At 46.3% G+C, this 17,533-nt stretch carries 17 protein-coding genes; 10 read left to right on the top strand and 7 right to left on the bottom strand.

The genetic code is table 11. The features are described 5' to 3' along the window. The first annotated feature begins 6 nt into the window (after positions 1–6). From aat to ACO0KZ_RS00680, 4 genes are read left to right on the top strand one after another with little or no spacing between them, the layout of a single operon-like run. Positions 7–789: a leucyl/phenylalanyl-tRNA--protein transferase gene (gene aat, locus ACO0KZ_RS00665; RefSeq protein WP_422991707.1), complete on the top strand. Its 783-nt coding sequence runs from the start codon at positions 7–9 to the stop codon at positions 787–789. Next, positions 773–1,552: an arginyltransferase gene (locus ACO0KZ_RS00670; RefSeq protein WP_422991709.1), complete on the top strand. Its 780-nt coding sequence runs from the start codon at positions 773–775 to the stop codon at positions 1,550–1,552. Before aat ends, ACO0KZ_RS00670 begins: the two co-directional genes overlap by 17 nt. 29 nt (positions 1,553–1,581) lie before the next feature. Then, complete coding sequence (locus ACO0KZ_RS00675) at positions 1,582–2,625, top strand: quinone-dependent dihydroorotate dehydrogenase (protein WP_422991711.1); 1,044 nt, start codon at positions 1,582–1,584, stop codon at positions 2,623–2,625. 27 nt (positions 2,626–2,652) lie between these two features. Further along, positions 2,653–3,696 (top strand): aldo/keto reductase, encoded by a 1,044-nt coding sequence (locus tag ACO0KZ_RS00680; protein WP_422991713.1) that lies wholly within the window; start codon positions 2,653–2,655, stop codon positions 3,694–3,696. A gap of 100 nt (positions 3,697–3,796) precedes the next feature. Here the strand turns inward: ACO0KZ_RS00680 and ACO0KZ_RS00685 are convergent, their stop codons facing one another. The 6 genes from ACO0KZ_RS00685 to pgmB form a co-directional block, all read right to left on the bottom strand. Further along, complete coding sequence (locus ACO0KZ_RS00685) at positions 3,797–4,630, bottom strand: alpha/beta fold hydrolase (RefSeq protein ID WP_422991715.1); 834 nt, start codon at positions 4,628–4,630, stop codon at positions 3,797–3,799. Between the two features lie 28 nt (positions 4,631–4,658). Beyond that, a complete protein-coding gene (locus ACO0KZ_RS00690) occupies positions 4,659–5,579 on the bottom strand; it encodes a peptidylprolyl isomerase (RefSeq protein ID WP_422991717.1) in 921 nt (306 codons plus the stop codon). A 226-nt stretch (positions 5,580–5,805) separates the two neighbouring features. Then, entirely contained in the window at positions 5,806–6,495 is a 690-nt protein-coding gene (locus ACO0KZ_RS00695) for a thiol:disulfide interchange protein DsbA/DsbL (protein ID WP_422991719.1), read from the bottom strand. Between the two features lie 118 nt (positions 6,496–6,613). Further along, positions 6,614–8,248 (bottom strand): alpha-amylase family glycosyl hydrolase, encoded by a 1,635-nt coding sequence (locus tag ACO0KZ_RS00700; RefSeq protein WP_422991721.1) that lies wholly within the window; start codon positions 8,246–8,248, stop codon positions 6,614–6,616. A gap of 516 nt (positions 8,249–8,764) precedes the next feature. Next, a complete protein-coding gene (locus ACO0KZ_RS00705; RefSeq protein WP_422991723.1) occupies positions 8,765–11,077 on the bottom strand; it encodes a family 65 glycosyl hydrolase domain-containing protein in 2,313 nt (770 codons plus the stop codon). A 47-nt stretch (positions 11,078–11,124) separates the two neighbouring features. Continuing rightward, on the bottom strand, positions 11,125–11,775 hold the full coding sequence (gene pgmB, locus ACO0KZ_RS00710; RefSeq protein WP_422991725.1) for a beta-phosphoglucomutase: 651 nt from the start codon (positions 11,773–11,775) through the stop codon (positions 11,125–11,127). 582 nt (positions 11,776–12,357) lie between these two features. On the opposite strand from pgmB, the gene ACO0KZ_RS00715 reads away from it, so the two are divergent. The 4 genes from ACO0KZ_RS00715 (at position 12,358) to ACO0KZ_RS00730 (ending at position 15,255) form a co-directional block, all read left to right on the top strand. Continuing rightward, positions 12,358–12,981, top strand: coding sequence for a DUF3885 domain-containing protein (locus ACO0KZ_RS00715; protein WP_422991727.1), 624 nt, complete (start codon positions 12,358–12,360; stop codon positions 12,979–12,981). Positions 12,982–13,096: 115 nt separating this feature from the next. Beyond that, entirely contained in the window at positions 13,097–13,921 is an 825-nt protein-coding gene (locus tag ACO0KZ_RS00720; RefSeq protein WP_422991729.1) for a dienelactone hydrolase family protein, read from the top strand. Positions 13,922–14,105: 184 nt separating this feature from the next. Next, positions 14,106–14,603, top strand: coding sequence for a hypothetical protein (locus ACO0KZ_RS00725; RefSeq protein ID WP_422991730.1), 498 nt, complete (start codon positions 14,106–14,108; stop codon positions 14,601–14,603). A 343-nt stretch (positions 14,604–14,946) separates the two neighbouring features. Further along, entirely contained in the window at positions 14,947–15,255 is a 309-nt protein-coding gene (locus tag ACO0KZ_RS00730) for a single-stranded DNA-binding protein (protein WP_422991732.1), read from the top strand. A gap of 78 nt (positions 15,256–15,333) precedes the next feature. On the opposite strand, the gene ACO0KZ_RS00735 is transcribed toward ACO0KZ_RS00730, so the two are convergent. Next, a complete protein-coding gene (locus tag ACO0KZ_RS00735; RefSeq protein WP_422991734.1) occupies positions 15,334–15,972 on the bottom strand; it encodes a glycine zipper 2TM domain-containing protein in 639 nt (212 codons plus the stop codon). Positions 15,973–16,288: 316 nt separating this feature from the next. Here ACO0KZ_RS00735 and ACO0KZ_RS00740 point away from each other — a divergent pair, with 316 nt between their 5' ends. Next, positions 16,289–16,750, top strand: a complete 462-nt coding sequence (locus tag ACO0KZ_RS00740; protein WP_422991736.1) for a MarR family winged helix-turn-helix transcriptional regulator — start codon at positions 16,289–16,291, stop codon at positions 16,748–16,750. A gap of 353 nt (positions 16,751–17,103) precedes the next feature. Beyond that, positions 17,104–17,523 carry an organic hydroperoxide resistance protein gene (locus ACO0KZ_RS00745; protein WP_422991738.1) on the top strand — a complete coding sequence of 140 codons (420 nt, stop codon included), beginning with the start codon at positions 17,104–17,106 and terminating at the stop codon, positions 17,521–17,523. Positions 17,524–17,533 lie beyond the last annotated feature (10 nt).

Genomic DNA, 17,533 nt, shown 5'->3' on the forward strand with positions numbered 1-17,533 from the left:
GCACCTATGATTCCCTGGTTAGAAATTGACAGCCCCTTCCCTGATGTAGCGCAAGCCTTGACGGAAGAACAAGGCGCCGCAGGCTTATTGGCGGCTGGCGCAGACTTATCCCCAGAGCGTTTATTGAATGCCTACCAAAATGGCATCTTTCCCTGGTTTTCTGAAGGCCAGCCTATATTGTGGTGGTCGACTGATCCGCGTATGGTATTAAAGACTAGCGATTTCAAACTATCAGAGAGCTTGAAGAAACGTCTGAACAAGTCGCTCAAAGACCCGCGCTGGACTTTTCGTTTTGATACAGCCTTCGAACAGGTCATGCGCCACTGCGCAGAACCACGCAAGAATCAGGATGGCACTTGGATTTCAGCTGAGATCATCGCTGGTTACACTGCCTTGCATAGAATGGGTTTTGCACATAGCTCAGAGATCTGGCTTGATGGGGAGTTAGTGGGTGGTGCCTATGGTATTTGCATAGGTAAGATGTTTTATGGTGAGTCTATGTTTGCTAAGGTGACGGATGCCTCTAAAATGGCATTAAGTCAGTTAGTCGTTTTCTTACGCAAGCATGATGTGAAAATGATAGACTGCCAGCAAGAGACCTCGCATCTAGCAACATTCGGCGCCAAGCCCATCAGCCGAAGTGAGTTTATGCAGCATGTAATTCTAGCGATTACGCAAGAGACGATTCAAGATTGGCAGCCTTTAGATTTACTCAGCTTCAAGGACTACTTACAAACCGAGCATCCTCTAGCTAGCAGAAAGATGAACAGCGATGCAATCCCGAACTAATCCGCCAGTCCCCTCTCCTTCGACATTAGGGGAACAAGTCGGGGATAGCAATAATGCAGGCGACTACATTACGCTGCATTACTATGCAACCGCGCCCTACGCTTGCAGCTATCTGGAGGACCGGCAAGCACGCTCCCAAGTAGCGACGCCAGCGCAACTGATTGACAATGAAGTGTATTCGGAATTAGTCAGTCGCGGCTTTCGGCGTAGCGGTGTCTTTATCTATCGCCCGTATTGCGATCATTGTTCGGCTTGCACACCAGTACGCACCGTTGTCGGTGAATTCAAAACCAATCGTAGCCAGCGTCGCGCCTTACAACAGCATGCCGATCTGCAACCTGAGATATTGCCACTGGAATTTGTTGAAGAGCATTTTGAACTCTATCAACGCTATCAACGCCGTCGTCATGCGGGTGGCGGCATGGATCAAGATGGCCGCGATCAATACGCACAATTTCTCTTACAGAGCCGAGTCAATACACGCTTAATCGCATTTCGCGATGCACAAAATATTTTACGCATGATCAGCATCATCGATATTTTGAATGACGGCCTCTCGTCCGTTTATACTTTCTACGACCCCGATGTACCGCATAGCGCTTACGGCACCTTCAATGTCCTATGGCAAATCGCGCAAACTAAAATCCTCGGTCTGCCCTATCTGTATCTCGGTTACTGGATAGAAGCGAGCCGTAAAATGTCGTATAAAACCAATTTCAAACCGTTACAAGCCTTGCTCGATGACAGCTGGCAATCACTCTAAATTCAATTCATCTAAAACTCATCAAAATTATGTCCGATCAATTGCTCTACTCTTTAGCCCGTCCTTTTTTATTCTTCATGGATCCAGAAAGCGCGCATGATTTAACACTGCCGGGTTTAAAGCGTGCTCATAATATGGGCCTAACTCGCCTGCTCCCCAAACCAGCGGCGGATCCGCGTAGTGTAATGGGAATTACATTTCCCAATCCAGTGGGTTTAGCTGCAGGTCTAGATAAAGATGGTCGCTACATCGATGGCCTCACATCTTTAGGTTTTGGATCGATAGAAATCGGCACCGTCACACCTCGCGCTCAGGCGGGCAATCCCAAGCCGCGCATGTTCCGCTTACCACAAGCCAATGCGATTATTAATCGTATGGGATTTAATAACGGTGGCGTCGATGCTTTTGTCGCGAATGTACAAGCTTCACGTTTTTATCAAGAGAAGCAAGGCGTACTCGGTTTAAACATCGGCAAAAACGCTGATACCCCAATAGAAAAAGCCGCTGACGATTATTTGCTTTGTCTAAACAAAGTATATCCTTACGCTAGCTATGTGACCGTTAACATCTCCTCACCGAATACCAAAAACCTGCGTCAATTGCAAGGCGCATCTGAACTAGACGATCTTCTATCCAAACTCAAAGATGCACAGCAACGCCTAGCCGATCAACACAAGCGCTATGTGCCGATCACTTTAAAAATCGCTCCGGATATCGACAGCGAGCAAATCAAAAATATCGCCGAATCTTTACTGCGCCATAAGATAGACGGCGTGATTGCAACCAATACGACGATCACCCGCGATGCAGTCAAAGGTCTGCAACATGGCGAAGAAACCGGTGGATTATCGGGCGAACCGGTGTTTGAACTATCCAACAAGGTTATCCGTGCCTTGAAATCAGAACTTGGTGATGCATTACCCATTATCGGTGTCGGTGGTATTTTTTCAGGTAACGATGCGGTCGCCAAAATGGATGCAGGTGCATCCTTGGTGCAAGTATATTCTGGCTTGATTTACCGCGGTCCAGCCTTGGTGCGTGAAGCCGCATTGGCGATGCGGAACAACAGATAAATTCACACCAAAGAATTCGGATTCAAAATGAAACTTAAAAAACTAGGCAGCAGCGATTTAATGGTGTCAGAAGTATGTCTCGGCACCATGACTTTCGGTGAACAAAACACCGAGGCCGAAGCGCATCAGCAACTTAATTTCGCAGTCGCAAATGGCGTCAACTTCATCGACACAGCTGAGATGTATCCCGTCATGCCACGTGCCGAAACAGTCAATCGTACCGAGCAATACATAGGTAGTTGGATTAAACAATCCGGCCAACGCGACAACCTCATCTTAGCTACCAAAGTTGCAGGTCCTTCACGCGGCATGCCATGGATACGCAATGGCGAGAACGATCTCGATGCCAAGAATATCCGCATCGCAGTCGAAGCGAGTTTGCAGCGCTTGCATACCGATTACATCGATCTATATCAATTACACTGGCCCAGCCGCAACGCGCCTATCTTCGGTCAAAAAGAATTTGACCCTACATTGGAACGTGAATGCATCGCTATTGAAGCAACGCTAGATGTACTCGATGGTTTAGTCAAAGAAGGCAAGATTCGTCACATCGGCGTCTCCAACGAAACACCTTGGGGTGCCAGCGAATTCATCAAGCACGCAGAGCGCAAACAACAAGCCCGTATCATTTCCATCCAAAACCCCTACCACTTGATGAACCGCAGCTTTGAACAAGGCTTAACTGAAACCTGTTATCGCGAACAAGTCGGTTTATTGGCCTACAGCCCACTCGCCTTTGGACGCCTAACAGGAAAGTATGTCGATGACATTCAAGCTAAAGGACGCTTAACGCGATTTCCGCCGACTTGGAGTCCTCGCTATATGCGCTCTGAAGTGATCGCCACCAGTGCGCGTTACACTGAGTTGGCTCGCGCACATGGGCTGACACCAACGCAACTCGCATTAGCCTGGTGTTATTCACGTTGGTTTGTAGCGAGTACGATTATTGGTGCGACCGATTTAACCCAATTGGAAGAAAATATTCGAGCAACGGACATTCGTTTGAGTGATGAGCTGATCGCTGCGGTCAATCAAATTCATGCTGAGGGAGCGAATCCGGCACAGTGATAAATTCGTAGATTGGTCGTGACCGACGCGAAGCCCAACATTTGGCGCGAGCACCGAAAAATGCTGGGTTATGCAGACCTGTCTACCACATCCCTCAGCCTTACTCGAACTTGCCACTGATGAAATTCTTGTACGCCGCTTTCGCTTCAGGGAATAGCATTGCGTCCATATGCCCGGAATCGACGCTCACAAAACGTTTATTGCTTTGCTTTAGGCTGTCAAACAAGACGCGTGCGGTTGCTTCAGGTGTTGTCGAATCGCGTTTTCCAGCGATTACCAGAATTGGGAACTTGGTGCCTTGCAGGCTGCGGACATTGTCAACTTCTGCGACCTCACCAACGACACGGTAGGAAACGAAAGGCCTTGCAAACCAAGGTGTCAAGTTTTGTGCATAAGTCTTGGGATCGGTTCCCGTGCCTTCTAATACGAGCCCATCGAGCTGACGTTGACCGGCCAAATGGGCGGCAACGAAACTACCGAAGGAATGTCCGTGCACAATCAAACGACCTTTCACAAGACTGCGCACATGATCGTAAAGTGCTGCCGTATCCGCTTCAATCTCTTTCAAACCATGGCTTTTCGTAGTGGCATCGCTACGACCAAAACTACGATAGTCAAAGGTTATGACATCGAGGTTCAAATCAGCAAACGACTTCAAGAAAAAAGCACCATCGGCATCGACCCGTATTCCACTACCAAGAAAATACAGCACCGTGGCCTCAGCACCCGGCTTACTAAAATGGACGCCACGACTTACCGAACCATCGGCTTGCACAAATTGCACATCCCGTAATTGGTATTCAGGTGCACTTGCCTTCAATAGCACCAACTTATTTGCATCTCTCGGAACAAATTGTTTAGAGCTAACATCTATGGTCATGCATCCACTCGACATGAATACGGTCAATGCGATCAGTGATACTATTTTTTTCATCTCTATCCTTAACTAGCAACAAGAAACTCTACTTCACAATCCGTACTGGAATCGGCACATTACACAATTCAATATGATTCGCGGCGAATTTATACCAATCACCTCCACGGTTTCTTTGTGCTTCAACCAGGGCTGTGAAATTGGCCGTATCAGTACGGAAAACTTCTAATTTACTACGTTCTGCTTCCGGCACATCAGCAGCGAGGCGAACAGACTTGATGGGTGTGCGTTCCTCAGGTTTTTCATAAAATCCTAGTGCGCCGGTTCCCCGTGGCAGACTAGAGAGCAATTCTATTCCGTGCATCACGCGGCCGACTACGGTGATATTGCGATCCAGATTACGTGGGGCGTGACCGGTGACTGCATACAGAGAGCTGCCATTGCCGCTATCAGTTTCGTTTCCGCGCGCGACACCAATTGCGCCGTAGCAATGCGTGAGCCAAGTCGTTTGTGTTTTCGGATCACGAGCTGCAGCAAAGCTGTTCACGTGACCAACTTGTGGCGCATAACCATCTACATCGGGCAAGCGCGTGAACGGTGCGTCTTTCTTGTACTTAACAGTGAACTCGCCTTCCACTTTCTTTGCAGCTTTTTTGAATTCACGCTTTTCTCCTGGATCGCCCCACTGCGCCACATAATTATCATGTGAACGTATCATGGCCAGGCCATCAAAATAGCCTTCTTTCACCAGTGTTTTGATATTCACGACATTTTTCGGTGCGAACTCAGGTGCCAGTTCGATCACGACACGACCTTTTTCCAAATCCAGGTAGAGCGTATTGTTTGGGTCTAATGATCGCCAGTCGCTAGCCTGTGAGGCTTTCAGGATGTCCTGCATGGTGGGCTTTGCAGCTGGTTTCGCTTGGGTTTGTGCTGCCACACCAGTGTTTAAAGCATATAGTGAACTTAATCCAGCGACGCAAACAAGCAGCTTGATCTGTTTATTCATAATCAATGTCTCTTTCTTTTTTTATTGTTTAAGGAATGAGCTGAAGTACTCAATAGACTTTTCTATACAAAATTCATTTAAAACAATACTCTATAGAATGTGCCGCGCGCAACATGAACGAAAAGTAGTCCGAAATACCTGCGCGCACAGCGCGCACTCATGCGCTGGAGTTTTTTTAAATGTGCGGAATTCACTATTCTATATGCACGACCTTGCTTGCTACCTACTACTTAGGCAAGGCTGCCTTTTCTTTTTGCGCTTTGCTGACGAGGAAATCTAAAACTGGGAGCAATGCTTCATTTTGTTCTTGCTCGGTGACTCGCCCCATGCCACGTGCCGCCATACTCGGCGATGTTTGCAAGCGTCCATCGACAATTACAGTAGGCCAAGAGTCAATTTCATAGTCCGCCATCACGCGCGGTGACCGTCCTTGTTTAGTGATGACGGTGAAGGATTTATAGGCGTTATAAAAAGCACTTTTATCGATGGTCGTAGTGTCAATAAAGGCTCTGATTTGTTCGTCGGTCATCAGGCGATTTCGTTTGATGTGATAAGCCTCAAATACTTTGGTATGCAATTCTTCAACCTTTCCCAAAGCGTCTAAGGCAAAGAATAATTTTTGCTGAGTTTCGACGCCAGGATTTAATACATGTATGCGCTTAAATTCAATTTTATCGCCCTGTTTTTTGGCCCACTCCGTCATGATGGGCTCTAAGGCATAACAGTGTGGGCAATAGTAAGCAAAAAATTCTATGATCTGGATCTTAGAGCCCGCCGCAACTGATTGTGCTTGGCGCAGCAATCTATATTCAACACCCATCTCAGGTGCGCCAACGCCAGCAAAGACTGAATTCGTTAATGCACCTAATCCAGTGCCGACTAGCATTTTGGTAAATCGTCTTTTGCTAATTTGCATGTTTTTATCCGTCAAAATAATCTTAAAGGAAAATCCGAAAGAGAACAGTATAAACGGAAAACCATGGTCTTCACCCGATCTAAATGCAATCCAAGTTCAGCAAAAACGTACGCGTCAATCAGCTATGGCGCTTAATCCCAAACCAAGCACCGTAGGGTGGCAAGATCAGCATACTACCGTCTTTCCGCCCTGCCAAACCATGACCAGAAAGTGCAATCGCGTCCTGCACTTGCGGCCATTCCACAGTGATCGCCTCGGCGCTCAAATTGAAAGCGACATACATACTTGGCGCATCGGGCAGATCACGGCTTAACCCTATTACAGGTTCTGGTAAATCGTAAAAACGAATTGCGCCACGCAATAATTGCGGGATACTTTTACGCCAACGCAAGATACGACGAGCAAAATGCAAGCTCGAATCAGGATTCTTTTCCTGTTCGTTAACCGCTAAAGAAAAGTGATCTGCCGACACTGGCAACCAGGGTTTCACGCTGGAAAACCCTGCGTATGCGGCATCGCTATCCCAAGGTAGTGGCGTGCGGCATCCATCACGCCCTTTCGATTCGGGCCAAAAAGTAATTGCAACCGGATCTTGCAAATCTTCATAAGCCAATTGGGCTTCGGTTAATGCCAGTTCATCGCCTTGATACAAACATGGCGTACCTTTCAATGTCAACTGCAAAGTTAAAATCATTTTGGCAAATTCGGGGCTGGCATGTTGCCCGCCCCAGCGTGTCATCACCCGTGCCACATCGTGATTCCCGACCGACCAAGATGCCCCCCCCTCTTTCACTCTAGCCTCAAAGGCCTCGACTTGACGCCGTATGTGCCCAGCCGAAAACTCAGCTGTTAACAGATTAAAGCTATATGCCATGTGCAGGCGTCGCCCCCCTTCAGTGTATTGCGCCATCACTTCTAAGGCATCATCAGCGCCAACTTCACCAATCGAGATGGCCTGATATTCATCGAGTAAGAATCGTACTTGTTCCAAAAATTCTAGATTCTCGGGACGCGAATTATCATAAACATGGGCTTGCATGCCGTAGGGATTTGAGGCTGCGACATTTACCGTATTCTGTTTTGCGGCAACAGGATTATTACGTAATTCTTCATCATGAAAATGGTAGATACAAGCATCCATGCGAAAGCCATCGACGCCACGTTCCAGCCAAAATCGCATGTTCGAAAGATGAGCGCTTTGCACATCTGGGTGATGAAAATTCATATCCGGCTGACTAGTGAGAAAATTATGTAAATAGTACTGGCAACGACGGGTATCCCATTGCCAGGCTGAACCTCCAAAAATCGACAACCAATTATTCGGTGGCGTTCCATCAGGACTAGGGTCTGACCAAACATACCAATCAGCTTTGGGATTGTTGCGACTACTGCGGCTTTCGATAAACCAAGGATGAGTTTCAGCGGTATGCGATAAGACTTGGTCTATCATGATCTTCAAACCGAGTTCGTGCGCACGAGCGACTAGGGCATCAAAATCAGCAAGCGTGCCAAACAAAGGATCGACGTCACAATAATCGGCCACATCATAGCCAAAGTCTTTCATCGGCGAGGTGAAGAAAGGCGAAATCCAAACGATATCGACGCCAAGACTGGCGATGTAATCAAGTTTTTCAGTGATGCCCGGTAGGTCACCGATACCATCGCCATTACTGTCTTTGAAACTACGCGGATAGACTTGATAAATGACAGCTTCACGCCACCAGTCAGGATTATGCAAAACGTTTTTTTTCATCACTTTTTTCACCACTAATTTTGTCGCTAATTACTTCTCTATTTTTCATTCGCGGCTATCGTACGCCGGAGACAAACAGATAGACTCGCTTTACTCAACTTCGTTCACTGTCGATGGAAAGCAATAAGGAAAGAATCGAGGGAGAAAGCTGAAGACGAGAGAATAACTGTTACGGGAGAAGATAATGAGCTGAACAGAATAGGCCGGAAATGAAGGATAAAAGCAGAAAAAAAAGCCCCTCACTTACTCTCATAAGGAGGGAGCCGAAACTCATCACCGAGCTGATTACCCCTCCGATGTGAGCAAGAAATTCGATACTAAACACCTCAACCATCACCCCTACTCATCGCCTTTTGTGGGCTACCTATTTCCCTCTACTTGCGAGAGAAAACACAGCATTCGATTTAATCAAACCTATGTTTTCGCTTTTACATTATCACTCAATGTCACAGAAATCAATTCCCAAATTAGTTAATTCACAAATTGTTTCACTTTAAGTCCGGGACCATTCTAAATTCAACGCTCTACCGTCAAAATCTGTCTAGCAGATATGTGCTTCTCTATGCCAGCAACTTGCATAGACAACTCCACATCCGATTCATTTTCTACGATGATGGCGTCGGCCTTCACCGCCACTTTCAATAAAGCGCCACGGAAAGTAATACGGAAAGAATAGCCTTGCCATTGCTTAGGTAAACTCGGATTCAACTGCAATACGCCTTGCTTTACGCGTACGCCACCGAAGCCTTCGACCACCGACATCCAGGTACCCGCCATTGAGGTAATGTGCAAGCCATCATCCGTATCATGGTTGTAATCATCGAGATCAAGACGTGCGGTACGCAAATAGAACTTGTATGCCAAATCCTCATACCCCAAGGACGACGCCAAAATCGAATGGATACACGGCGACAACGAAGATTCATGCACAGTCAAAGGCTCATAGAAGTCAAAATTCTTCTTGAGTGTCTCTTTATCGTAGTTCGCTTCAAAGGTATAAATCCCCTGCAAAACGTCGGCTTGCTTGATATAGCAAGAGCGCAAAATTCTATCCCATGACCAGTTTTTATGAATAGGATATTCCCCCTTAGGAATCGCTGACATCGGCAGCAATTCTTTATCCATAAAGCCGTCATGCTGAATAAATACACCGGTTGGCGCATCCAGTGGCAAGACGATTTTTGCTGCGACATCGGCCCAGATCGTTTCTTCGTCTTCGTGCCCACCCAATTGGGTTTTGGTGACGATTTCGGCGTAACGCGCAGGATCGCTGGCTTTGACCTGCGCTAAGGATTCGCGGGTGTAATTTAGAGTCCATTGCGCCAACAAGTTGGTATACCAATTGTTGTTGACGTTATTCTCGTACTCATTTGGCCCGGTCACACCTAACATGATGTAACCATTGCGACGATCTGACCATTGCACGCGTTGACGCCAAAAACGTGAAATCGCGATCAAGACTTCCAAGCCGTATTCGGCCAAGTAGCCAACATCCCCCGTGTGATTGATGTAGTTGTATATCGCAAAACTCATCGCGCCATTGCGGTGGATTTCTTCGAAGGTAATTTCCCATTCGTTATGGCATTCTTCACCATTAATCGTCACCATAGGATACAAAGCCGCGCCATGCTTAAAGCCCAGTTTGGCTGCATTCTCGATAGCGCGACCGAGATGCTTGTAACGATACACGAGCAATTGACGTGCGACTTTTGGATCAGCAGTTTTCAGATAAAACGGTAGGCAATACGCTTCGGTATCCCAATAAGTCACGCCACCATATTTTTCGCCTGTGAAACCTTTAGGACCGATATTCAAGCGCTCATCTTCACCTGTATAGGTTTGATTCATTTGCAGAATATTGAAACGGATCGCCTGCTGCGCAGCGACATCGCCATCAATCGTGATATCGCATTCAGCCCATTTTTTCGCCCATGCTGCACGCTGCTCGCTCAGCATTTTTTCAAAGCCTTTAGCCTGCGCCCCGGTTGCACTCGCTTGCGCCGTCGCCTGTATCGTCGCCTTCTCAGCGTAGAGCGAAGAAACCACCGAAACGTATTTGATCAAGCTAACAGATTGTCCCTGCGCGATTTCAACATGCACGACATTCGCGACAAATTTTTCTTTCGAGACGGGTTCCGCTTGCAAAGCCTGCGACGTACCATCGATTTCCAATGACAAAGCAAAGGCTGTCGCCACATGGAACGCCGTTTTCTTAGTCTCACCAGTAATCGAGGCAACACCCACTTCTGCGCTGCGTGAAATCTCAGCCCAAAATTGTTCATCGTAATTGGAGTCTTGATTCACCACATTCAAATCAAGCAATGGTGTGAATGTGAGCTTACCGCTGAAGTTCAAAGCCTTCACAGAATAATGAATCACCGCATTGTCGGTATCGACGATGCTAGTGAAGCGTGTGGACTGCACTTCAATTTGCTTGCCCGATGCCAGCGTCGCCACAAAGCTGCGTTGCAAGATGCCTTCTTGCATGTTCAACACACGCTTAAAATTCTCTACCTTGGCCGTTGCCAAATCGAGTTCTTCGCCATCGACGTTGACGTTAATACCGATCCAATTGGTCGCATTGAGCACCTTGGCGAAATATTCTGGATAACCATTTTTCCACCAGCCGACGCGCGTTTTATCTGGGTAATAAACGCCAGCCACGTAGCTGCCGCGCAGGCTGCTGCCACTGTATTTTTCTTCAAAATTGGCACGCTGGCCCATCTTGCCGTTACCTATCGAAAAGACACTTTCGGAAATACGATTCAAAGCAGGATCAAAGCCTTCTTCGATAATATTCCATGGGTCTTTTTTTATGTAATCTCTCATTGCTATTTCATCCGTCTTGGTTTTATTTTGTTCGTTATCTTCTTCAACTACGCGAATCTGGCAAGCACATCTGCGATGCTCAAACCCGCAAAATTCGGCAACACAAAATGCGCCTGATCTAGTACAGCCGCACTACCGATACCCACCACTTTCATGCCCGCATTACGCGCCGCCTGCACACCCGCCACCGCATCTTCAAACACGATACACTCGCTCGCAGGTACTGCTAATTCTTCAGCCGCCTTTAAAAAAACTTCAGGATCGGGTTTGGCTTTGCTAACTTTATTGCCATCGACAATCGCATCGAACTGATCGAGCAACTGTATGCGCTCCAAGATCAAGACCGCATTTTTACTCGCCGATCCCAGCGCCACTTTGATCCCCAGCGCGCGCACTGAACTCAAAAACTCCGCCGCACCTGGCAAGATTTCTTCCGGCCCGATTTGCTGTATGTATTCCAAATACCAGCCATTCTTACGAACCAAGGCCGCATCAAATTCCGCGTCATCAAGTTGCTTGCCACCCAAGCGCAAAATCAATTTCAAAGACTCAACCCGACTGACACCTTTAAGCTGCTCATTGTCATGCTCAGTAAAATCAAAGCCCAAACTATTCGCCAAGCGCTTCCAAGCCAGATAGTGATACTTCGCGGTATCCACAATCACACCATCGAGGTCAAAAATGCAGGCTGGTTTCATAGACTTACTCATATTCTGGAAAATTAAAAAGCGCTGATTGAATAATTTTTGTAATTTTTGCTGGATTAATTCAAAGCGCTTTGGATTGATTTCCAGTTTAATTCAAAGCGCTTTGAAAAGTAAAGAAAAAAACGCGTGGTTTTGTTGTTTTGTGGGATTGGGAGGGATGATGTTTGCCCGTGGGCATAGACAATATCAATATATCACTGGAAGCATAAATACAATTTTTGATAAGCTCTGCCAACTATTTGAAACATCGTTGTTATTTTCGCATTTACATGTTAACTTCGGTTCCTTCCAAATTAATTTAGGTGTCTTCACGTATGAAAAGCGACGAACTGAGTATGGATTGTGAGAAGCACGGAAAAGGATTTGCCGCTACTGTATGTTGTCATTTGGTTAAAAACAATGGGGCGCCACTTGGTTTTGTCGAGAACTGCTCTGAACCTCGCGATCTTCAAGCTTGGTGCTACGCATGTGAACATATGTTCTTGCTCGAAGAAGATATGACAGATCGGTTTAGAAAATTTTGCGATTTCTCCATTGTTTGTGAACAGTGCTATGCGAGCATTAAGGATCATCATGAATCCAAAAATTAGTAGATCAATCGAGGACATTTTTGGGATTCAAGTGTGCGGGGATGCGCTGTTCTATGCGCACCCAGACGGTTTACGATTTGAACTATCGGAAGGTGGAGAACCGTTAGAACAAGTGCTGACAGCATTACGGAAAGCTTCACTGATTTGTGAAGATTTGTTTGATGCAGTTGATTCATTAACCGTTTGTTTACGGAGATTCGCTGGGAATGATAAGTTCGCACTGCGCAAAGTTTTACGTGAACTAAAAAATGCGGGTATTGCAATTCCAGAAGAGCGTGAAATTTGGTTTGACCCCGTTCCATTCGAAGACAGGTTTGATGAGGACATTGAAGAATGGTGGATAAGCCTTGCGTTTCAATTACCGACAACGAAACTACAGAGTTTATTTTGGTGCGCTTTTACAGTAGATTTCCCATCTTTGCATCCCAATCCCCGTTGTGACATATACATTTTCAATTTTAAAGATCGTGTATTAGTGCATCCTTATGATGATAGAGGTATGGATATAATTGGACCAAATAAGGAATTTTTAAGAAAACTATACGTAAAGCATAATAGCCTCCTACTTGATTACGATAGAGCGAGGATGTCAAAATCCTTTGAATAGATTAACAAAACAAATGACATAGAATAGCTAAAGAAAATTTCTGGTTTACTTCTTTACACAAAGGCGGACCTTTCAGCTCAACGCTAAACCTGAAGTCACACAGCCCATCCCAACAATGAAAACAACAAAAACATTGATCCTCCTTCTCTGCGCCGCCCTGACAAGCTGCGCAAGCGTCTCCCCAAAACAAGAACAGATAGACAACCCCACTCCCCTGTCTAGAGAAATTTTCAATACGGTATCCGCCGACCAATTTGAGAGCGTCATTTTCAAATCATCACGCGGTGCGCAATTGCCCTATCGCTTGCTGCGGCCATCAAAACTAATTCCAGGAAAAATTTATCCGCTAGTAGTGCAACTGCATGGATCAGGAGAAATAGGGACTGACAATGTAAGCCAGTTAGATCGACTGGCGAAAAGTTGGGCTATGCCGGATGTTCGCGATCGATATCAGGCTTTTATTTTGATTCCGCAGTTTGCTATCAGAAGCGCGAACTACGGTCCGGCTTCACCGGATCAACATGCTGTGCCTTCGACTATGTTGAACGACACCGTCGAGCTAATCAATCAATTTAGCGCAGCAAATCCCGTGGATAAATCACGAATCTATGCCTCGGGATTTTCTATGGGTGGCTCAGCAACTTGGCTGCTGCCAAGCATCGCACCGGGCATGCTTGCTGGCATTGTCCCCATGGGTGGCATCGCACCGCCCAACTCGCAAGCGAGTAATTTTACGAATCTACCTATCATCGTGATTCATGGTGACGCAGACATGGAAAACCCAATTACCGCTGATCGACGCTTCGTCCAAGCGATTACTGACCATGGTGGGCAGCAAGTCACATTGAGAGAGTACAAAGGGCTGAAGCATCAGCCACCGTCTGATGTCTATCCGGGATATTGGTGGCGTGATTGGTTATTTAGTCAGCAGCATAAATAAGCGCCACCAATGTTTTTCAGTATAAAGTATGAAGTCTGCAGCCCATAAGCTATTGTGTTGAGTAATTGATTCAAGCAATCTCAACCGAGTAGTCGCCGCAAAACATTTCTATAGATAACATTCGATTTAAACCTAAGTCTAGCGCGACACACCCTCTTCGGCTATTTTTGAAAGTTAACACACCATGAACATTTGGATCGCAGCTCTGGCCGCAGTTTTAATTCAGCCTATCGTAATGCTCTTACGGCTAGCACCAGACTATTTGGCATCGCCACAGCCACTTAACGGTATCGGATTAATGATAGTTGCGATATTGGCCGTCGCTTCCGCTGCGGTGCTAATTTTAGGCATACCGACGTTCCTCGCACTGCGTAAGCTTGGTAAAGACAGTTGGCTTTCTATGGCAAGCGCTGGCTTGATTCTTGGTGCTTTACCGAATGTCTTTTTTTGGCCAAGACAGATGGAGGGCTACTCTGCTGGTCACAACTGGCACGGCACGTATGTTGACACTTACATCGATGGCATTCCGACTAACTATGCCTGGCTAAGCTATGCTGAGGGAGTCTTTTTCATGGCGATGCATGGCCTCGCCGGCGCACTCATTTTCTATGTAATTTTGCGCGGACTTAACCGATCTCAAAGCGCATCAAAGCCCAAGGTTCTGACCGCTCACATAAGCTGAAAAGCACCGAAAATGAATGAATCGCTAAGAAAAGAAATTTTAGCCATGCCTTAAATTGCATATAGTTTGACTGACGCATCTAGCAACGCGTTGCGATGCGGATTGGAATGCGTTATGGAATCACTACGGTTTTCAAATACTGTTTGCATCTATTGCAGGACGATTCGAACTCAAAAAATTGATTAGCAAACCATAATGTTGTGTTTTCGTTTCTAGTGGACTGGCACAATTACATGTATTTTATCCACATGCCACCGCTGAGCTCATTGCCTGCCTGAACTAGAAGAATGTACATCTTAGGTACTATAATTCGCTTCCAATACCGTGAACGAGACAAACCAATATGATAGATGCACTGATCGCAGGACGCCTGTATGGCATCGCAGAACAAAGAACTGGTCATGCTGGCTCCAGCTATGTGACTTGTAAAGTCAAGGCTATGACTGACGATGGCGACGTTATCATTTGTAATGTGATTGCCTTTAATGACGCCGTGCGAGAGGCCTTACTGAATCTGGAAGATGGCGCAAGTCTAAGCCTGTCGGGGGCCTTAACGCCTAAGGTCTGGACTGACAAACAAGGGAATGCGCGCCCTGCTTTGGATTTGGTTGCGCATAGCATACTGACTTTATCGCAGACTGAGACTAAATAAAAAGACGGCGACTTGAGTACTGAGTCGCCGTTTCGTGTTTTAGGTTTGTATCAGGTTGAATGTAGACTTCGTTCGAACTTAGTCATTACTGACCAAACGACCATCCGTCACTCGCACATGATCACCTGAACGCCAGTCAGGTTTATTGCTTGGTTTGAAGGTACGGACTTCGCCATTTTCCATTTTTACAGTCACTTGGTAGACGACATGCGTGTTGCGGCTTTTTTCAATTTCATTTCCTGCATAACCACCACCTACCGCACCTGCAACAGTAGCAATTTTTCTGCCATTCCCGCCACCTATTTGGTTACCAATCAAGCCACCTAAAACGGCACCCGTTACGGCACCGACGCCACTTCCTTGTTCGGCTTTTTGTTCGTAACTACGCACCGACGTGACAACGCCACATTGTTGGCAGATCGTTTTTTTAGCTGTTTGAACCGTGTTTGCTTTTTCTCTGTCATCATCGAGGGCACTATTGTGTTCGGCATTTTTCGACGCAGAATTTTTTGCTAGCGCTTTACCGCTTGTTTTTGCCGAGCTACTGCTCTCAGCCAGTGAAGCACTTGTATTGAGCGAATCTGATTTAGGTTCGCCATTGGAATTAGGGAGCATCCCTGTCATCGCAGCAACGCCAACGAGACTTACCACAATGACGGAACAAGCTGCAATTGCAATCAAAGGATGCAGTGATTTTTTGGTTTGCGTATCAGTCATGTCACTATGCTCCACTCATCTAAGATAGTGTATTTAACGACGCTAGCGCAATGAGGGTTGACCACGGATGCGCAATCACCTATCCGCCATAAAAGTTCATCGATCCGGCTTATACCGAAAATATCGAAACATTCTTACACACGACCACGAGCTAATTCGCGACACTAGGTTTTTCACTATGTATAAGCACTCGAATAGGAATTTTCGCGTTTCGACGTTTCCCGCTTCGGCCCTCAGACTCCATGGGCTCTTTCAACAAAGATTGATAAAGCGCAGCGGAAGTCCGATAATGCAAGAACTAATGGCGATGTTCAACATGAAATCAAAAAAATCTCCCACACCAGATTACCTGGCGCTAGAAAACCAATTTTGTTTTGCACTGTACTCAACGTCACTTGCAATGACAAAAACCTACAAACCGCTGCTGGATCAGCTAGGTCTCACCTATCCGCAATATTTGGTGATGTTAGTTCTTTGGAAGCAGGATAATCTGCTCGTCAAAGAAATCGGTGAATTACTATTTCTTGACTCTGGCACATTGACCCCGCTCTTAAAACGTCTTGAAAGCGCATTACTCCTAAAACGGAAAAGAGACAGTGAAGATGAACGTCAAGTCAGAATCACCCTGACCGCCGAAGGACAAGCGCTACGCAAAACAGCAGAAGAAATCCCAGCACAAATCCTGTGTGCCAGCGGCTTAAGCACTAACAATCTGAGCCAACTTCGTAGTAACTTGCAGCAACTTCGTGACGAATTGAACCGGCATTTAGCGGAGTAAACCTCACGGCTGATGTAAAAATTACTGTAACCGTTTGTTATCTTAGATGATCGATAGAGCTGGCGTGTGCGGCACGCACTGTCTTCTCTGTTATTCAAGCTGGTCTTCCAGCTGGCGCGCATGGCGCGTACCACGTATCCACCAATGCCATATAAAGAAATTCTATTAAGTCGATAGAATTAATTTCAACAAAGTAGATTGTACACAATTTAATTGTGCGATATTATTATATCCAAGCTGCAAACACGAATAAAGAAGCCATTGCATTTCAACTTTATGTGAGCTTCAAGCGCAAGCAGCGGTCCGCATCAGATACATTTTCATCATTTATTATCAATTTCAAGGAGTTTATTATGCAAGTACTTTACACAGCACGCGCCACCGCAACTGGCGGTCGCGATGGTCGCGCCATCTCTGACGATCAACGATTAAGCGTGAGTCTTAGCACGCCAAAAGAGTTGGGTGGTCCAGGTGGCGAAGGTAGCAATCCAGAGCAATTATTCGCTGCAGGTTATTCTGCTTGCTTTATTGGCGCATTAAAATTTGTCGCGGCAGCAGCAAAACAAAGCCTGCCGGCAGACACCAGCATCGCGGGCGAAGTTGGGATAGGCCCCAATGGTAAAGGTGGGTTTGGCCTGCAAGTTACTTTGAATGTTTCGCTGCCAGGAATTGAACGCAGCGCTGCCGAAGCGCTCATCGCGAAGGCACACGAAGTTTGCCCTTATTCCAATGCGACACGTGGCAACATTGAAGTTCAATTGAATTTGCTCTAATTCGCAAAAA

The organism is Undibacterium sp. Di24W (genome assembly GCF_049340325.1).
Taxonomy (GTDB): Bacteria; Pseudomonadota; Gammaproteobacteria; order Burkholderiales; family Burkholderiaceae_D; genus Undibacterium.

What these genes read in the sequence shown, in the direction of transcription:
- ACO0KZ_RS00745 (WP_422991738.1), top strand. Translation starts at nt 17,104, where the DNA reads ATGCAAGTACTTTACACAGCACGCGCCACCGCAACTGGCGGTCGCGAT.
- ACO0KZ_RS00715 (WP_422991727.1), top strand. Translation starts at nt 12,358, where the DNA reads ATGAATCCAAAAATTAGTAGATCAATCGAGGACATTTTTGGGATTCAA.
- ACO0KZ_RS00680 (WP_422991713.1), top strand. Translation starts at nt 2,653, where the DNA reads ATGAAACTTAAAAAACTAGGCAGCAGCGATTTAATGGTGTCAGAAGTA.
- ACO0KZ_RS00695 (WP_422991719.1), bottom strand. Translation starts at nt 6,495, where the DNA reads ATGCAAATTAGCAAAAGACGATTTACCAAAATGCTAGTCGGCACTGGA.
- pgmB (WP_422991725.1), bottom strand. Translation starts at nt 11,775, where the DNA reads ATGAAACCAGCCTGCATTTTTGACCTCGATGGTGTGATTGTGGATACC.
- ACO0KZ_RS00685 (WP_422991715.1), bottom strand. Translation starts at nt 4,630, where the DNA reads ATGAAAAAAATAGTATCACTGATCGCATTGACCGTATTCATGTCGAGT.
- ACO0KZ_RS00670 (WP_422991709.1), top strand. Translation starts at nt 773, where the DNA reads ATGCAATCCCGAACTAATCCGCCAGTCCCCTCTCCTTCGACATTAGGG.
- aat (WP_422991707.1), top strand. Translation starts at nt 7, where the DNA reads ATGATTCCCTGGTTAGAAATTGACAGCCCCTTCCCTGATGTAGCGCAA.
- ACO0KZ_RS00740 (WP_422991736.1), top strand. Translation starts at nt 16,289, where the DNA reads ATGAAATCAAAAAAATCTCCCACACCAGATTACCTGGCGCTAGAAAAC.
- ACO0KZ_RS00705 (WP_422991723.1), bottom strand. Translation starts at nt 11,077, where the DNA reads ATGAGAGATTACATAAAAAAAGACCCATGGAATATTATCGAAGAAGGC.
- ACO0KZ_RS00700 (WP_422991721.1), bottom strand. Translation starts at nt 8,248, where the DNA reads ATGAAAAAAAACGTTTTGCATAATCCTGACTGGTGGCGTGAAGCTGTC.
- ACO0KZ_RS00735 (WP_422991734.1), bottom strand. Translation starts at nt 15,972, where the DNA reads ATGACTGATACGCAAACCAAAAAATCACTGCATCCTTTGATTGCAATT.
- ACO0KZ_RS00720 (WP_422991729.1), top strand. Translation starts at nt 13,097, where the DNA reads ATGAAAACAACAAAAACATTGATCCTCCTTCTCTGCGCCGCCCTGACA.
- ACO0KZ_RS00730 (WP_422991732.1), top strand. Translation starts at nt 14,947, where the DNA reads ATGATAGATGCACTGATCGCAGGACGCCTGTATGGCATCGCAGAACAA.
- ACO0KZ_RS00690 (WP_422991717.1), bottom strand. Translation starts at nt 5,579, where the DNA reads ATGAATAAACAGATCAAGCTGCTTGTTTGCGTCGCTGGATTAAGTTCA.
- ACO0KZ_RS00675 (WP_422991711.1), top strand. Translation starts at nt 1,582, where the DNA reads ATGTCCGATCAATTGCTCTACTCTTTAGCCCGTCCTTTTTTATTCTTC.
- ACO0KZ_RS00725 (WP_422991730.1), top strand. Translation starts at nt 14,106, where the DNA reads ATGAACATTTGGATCGCAGCTCTGGCCGCAGTTTTAATTCAGCCTATC.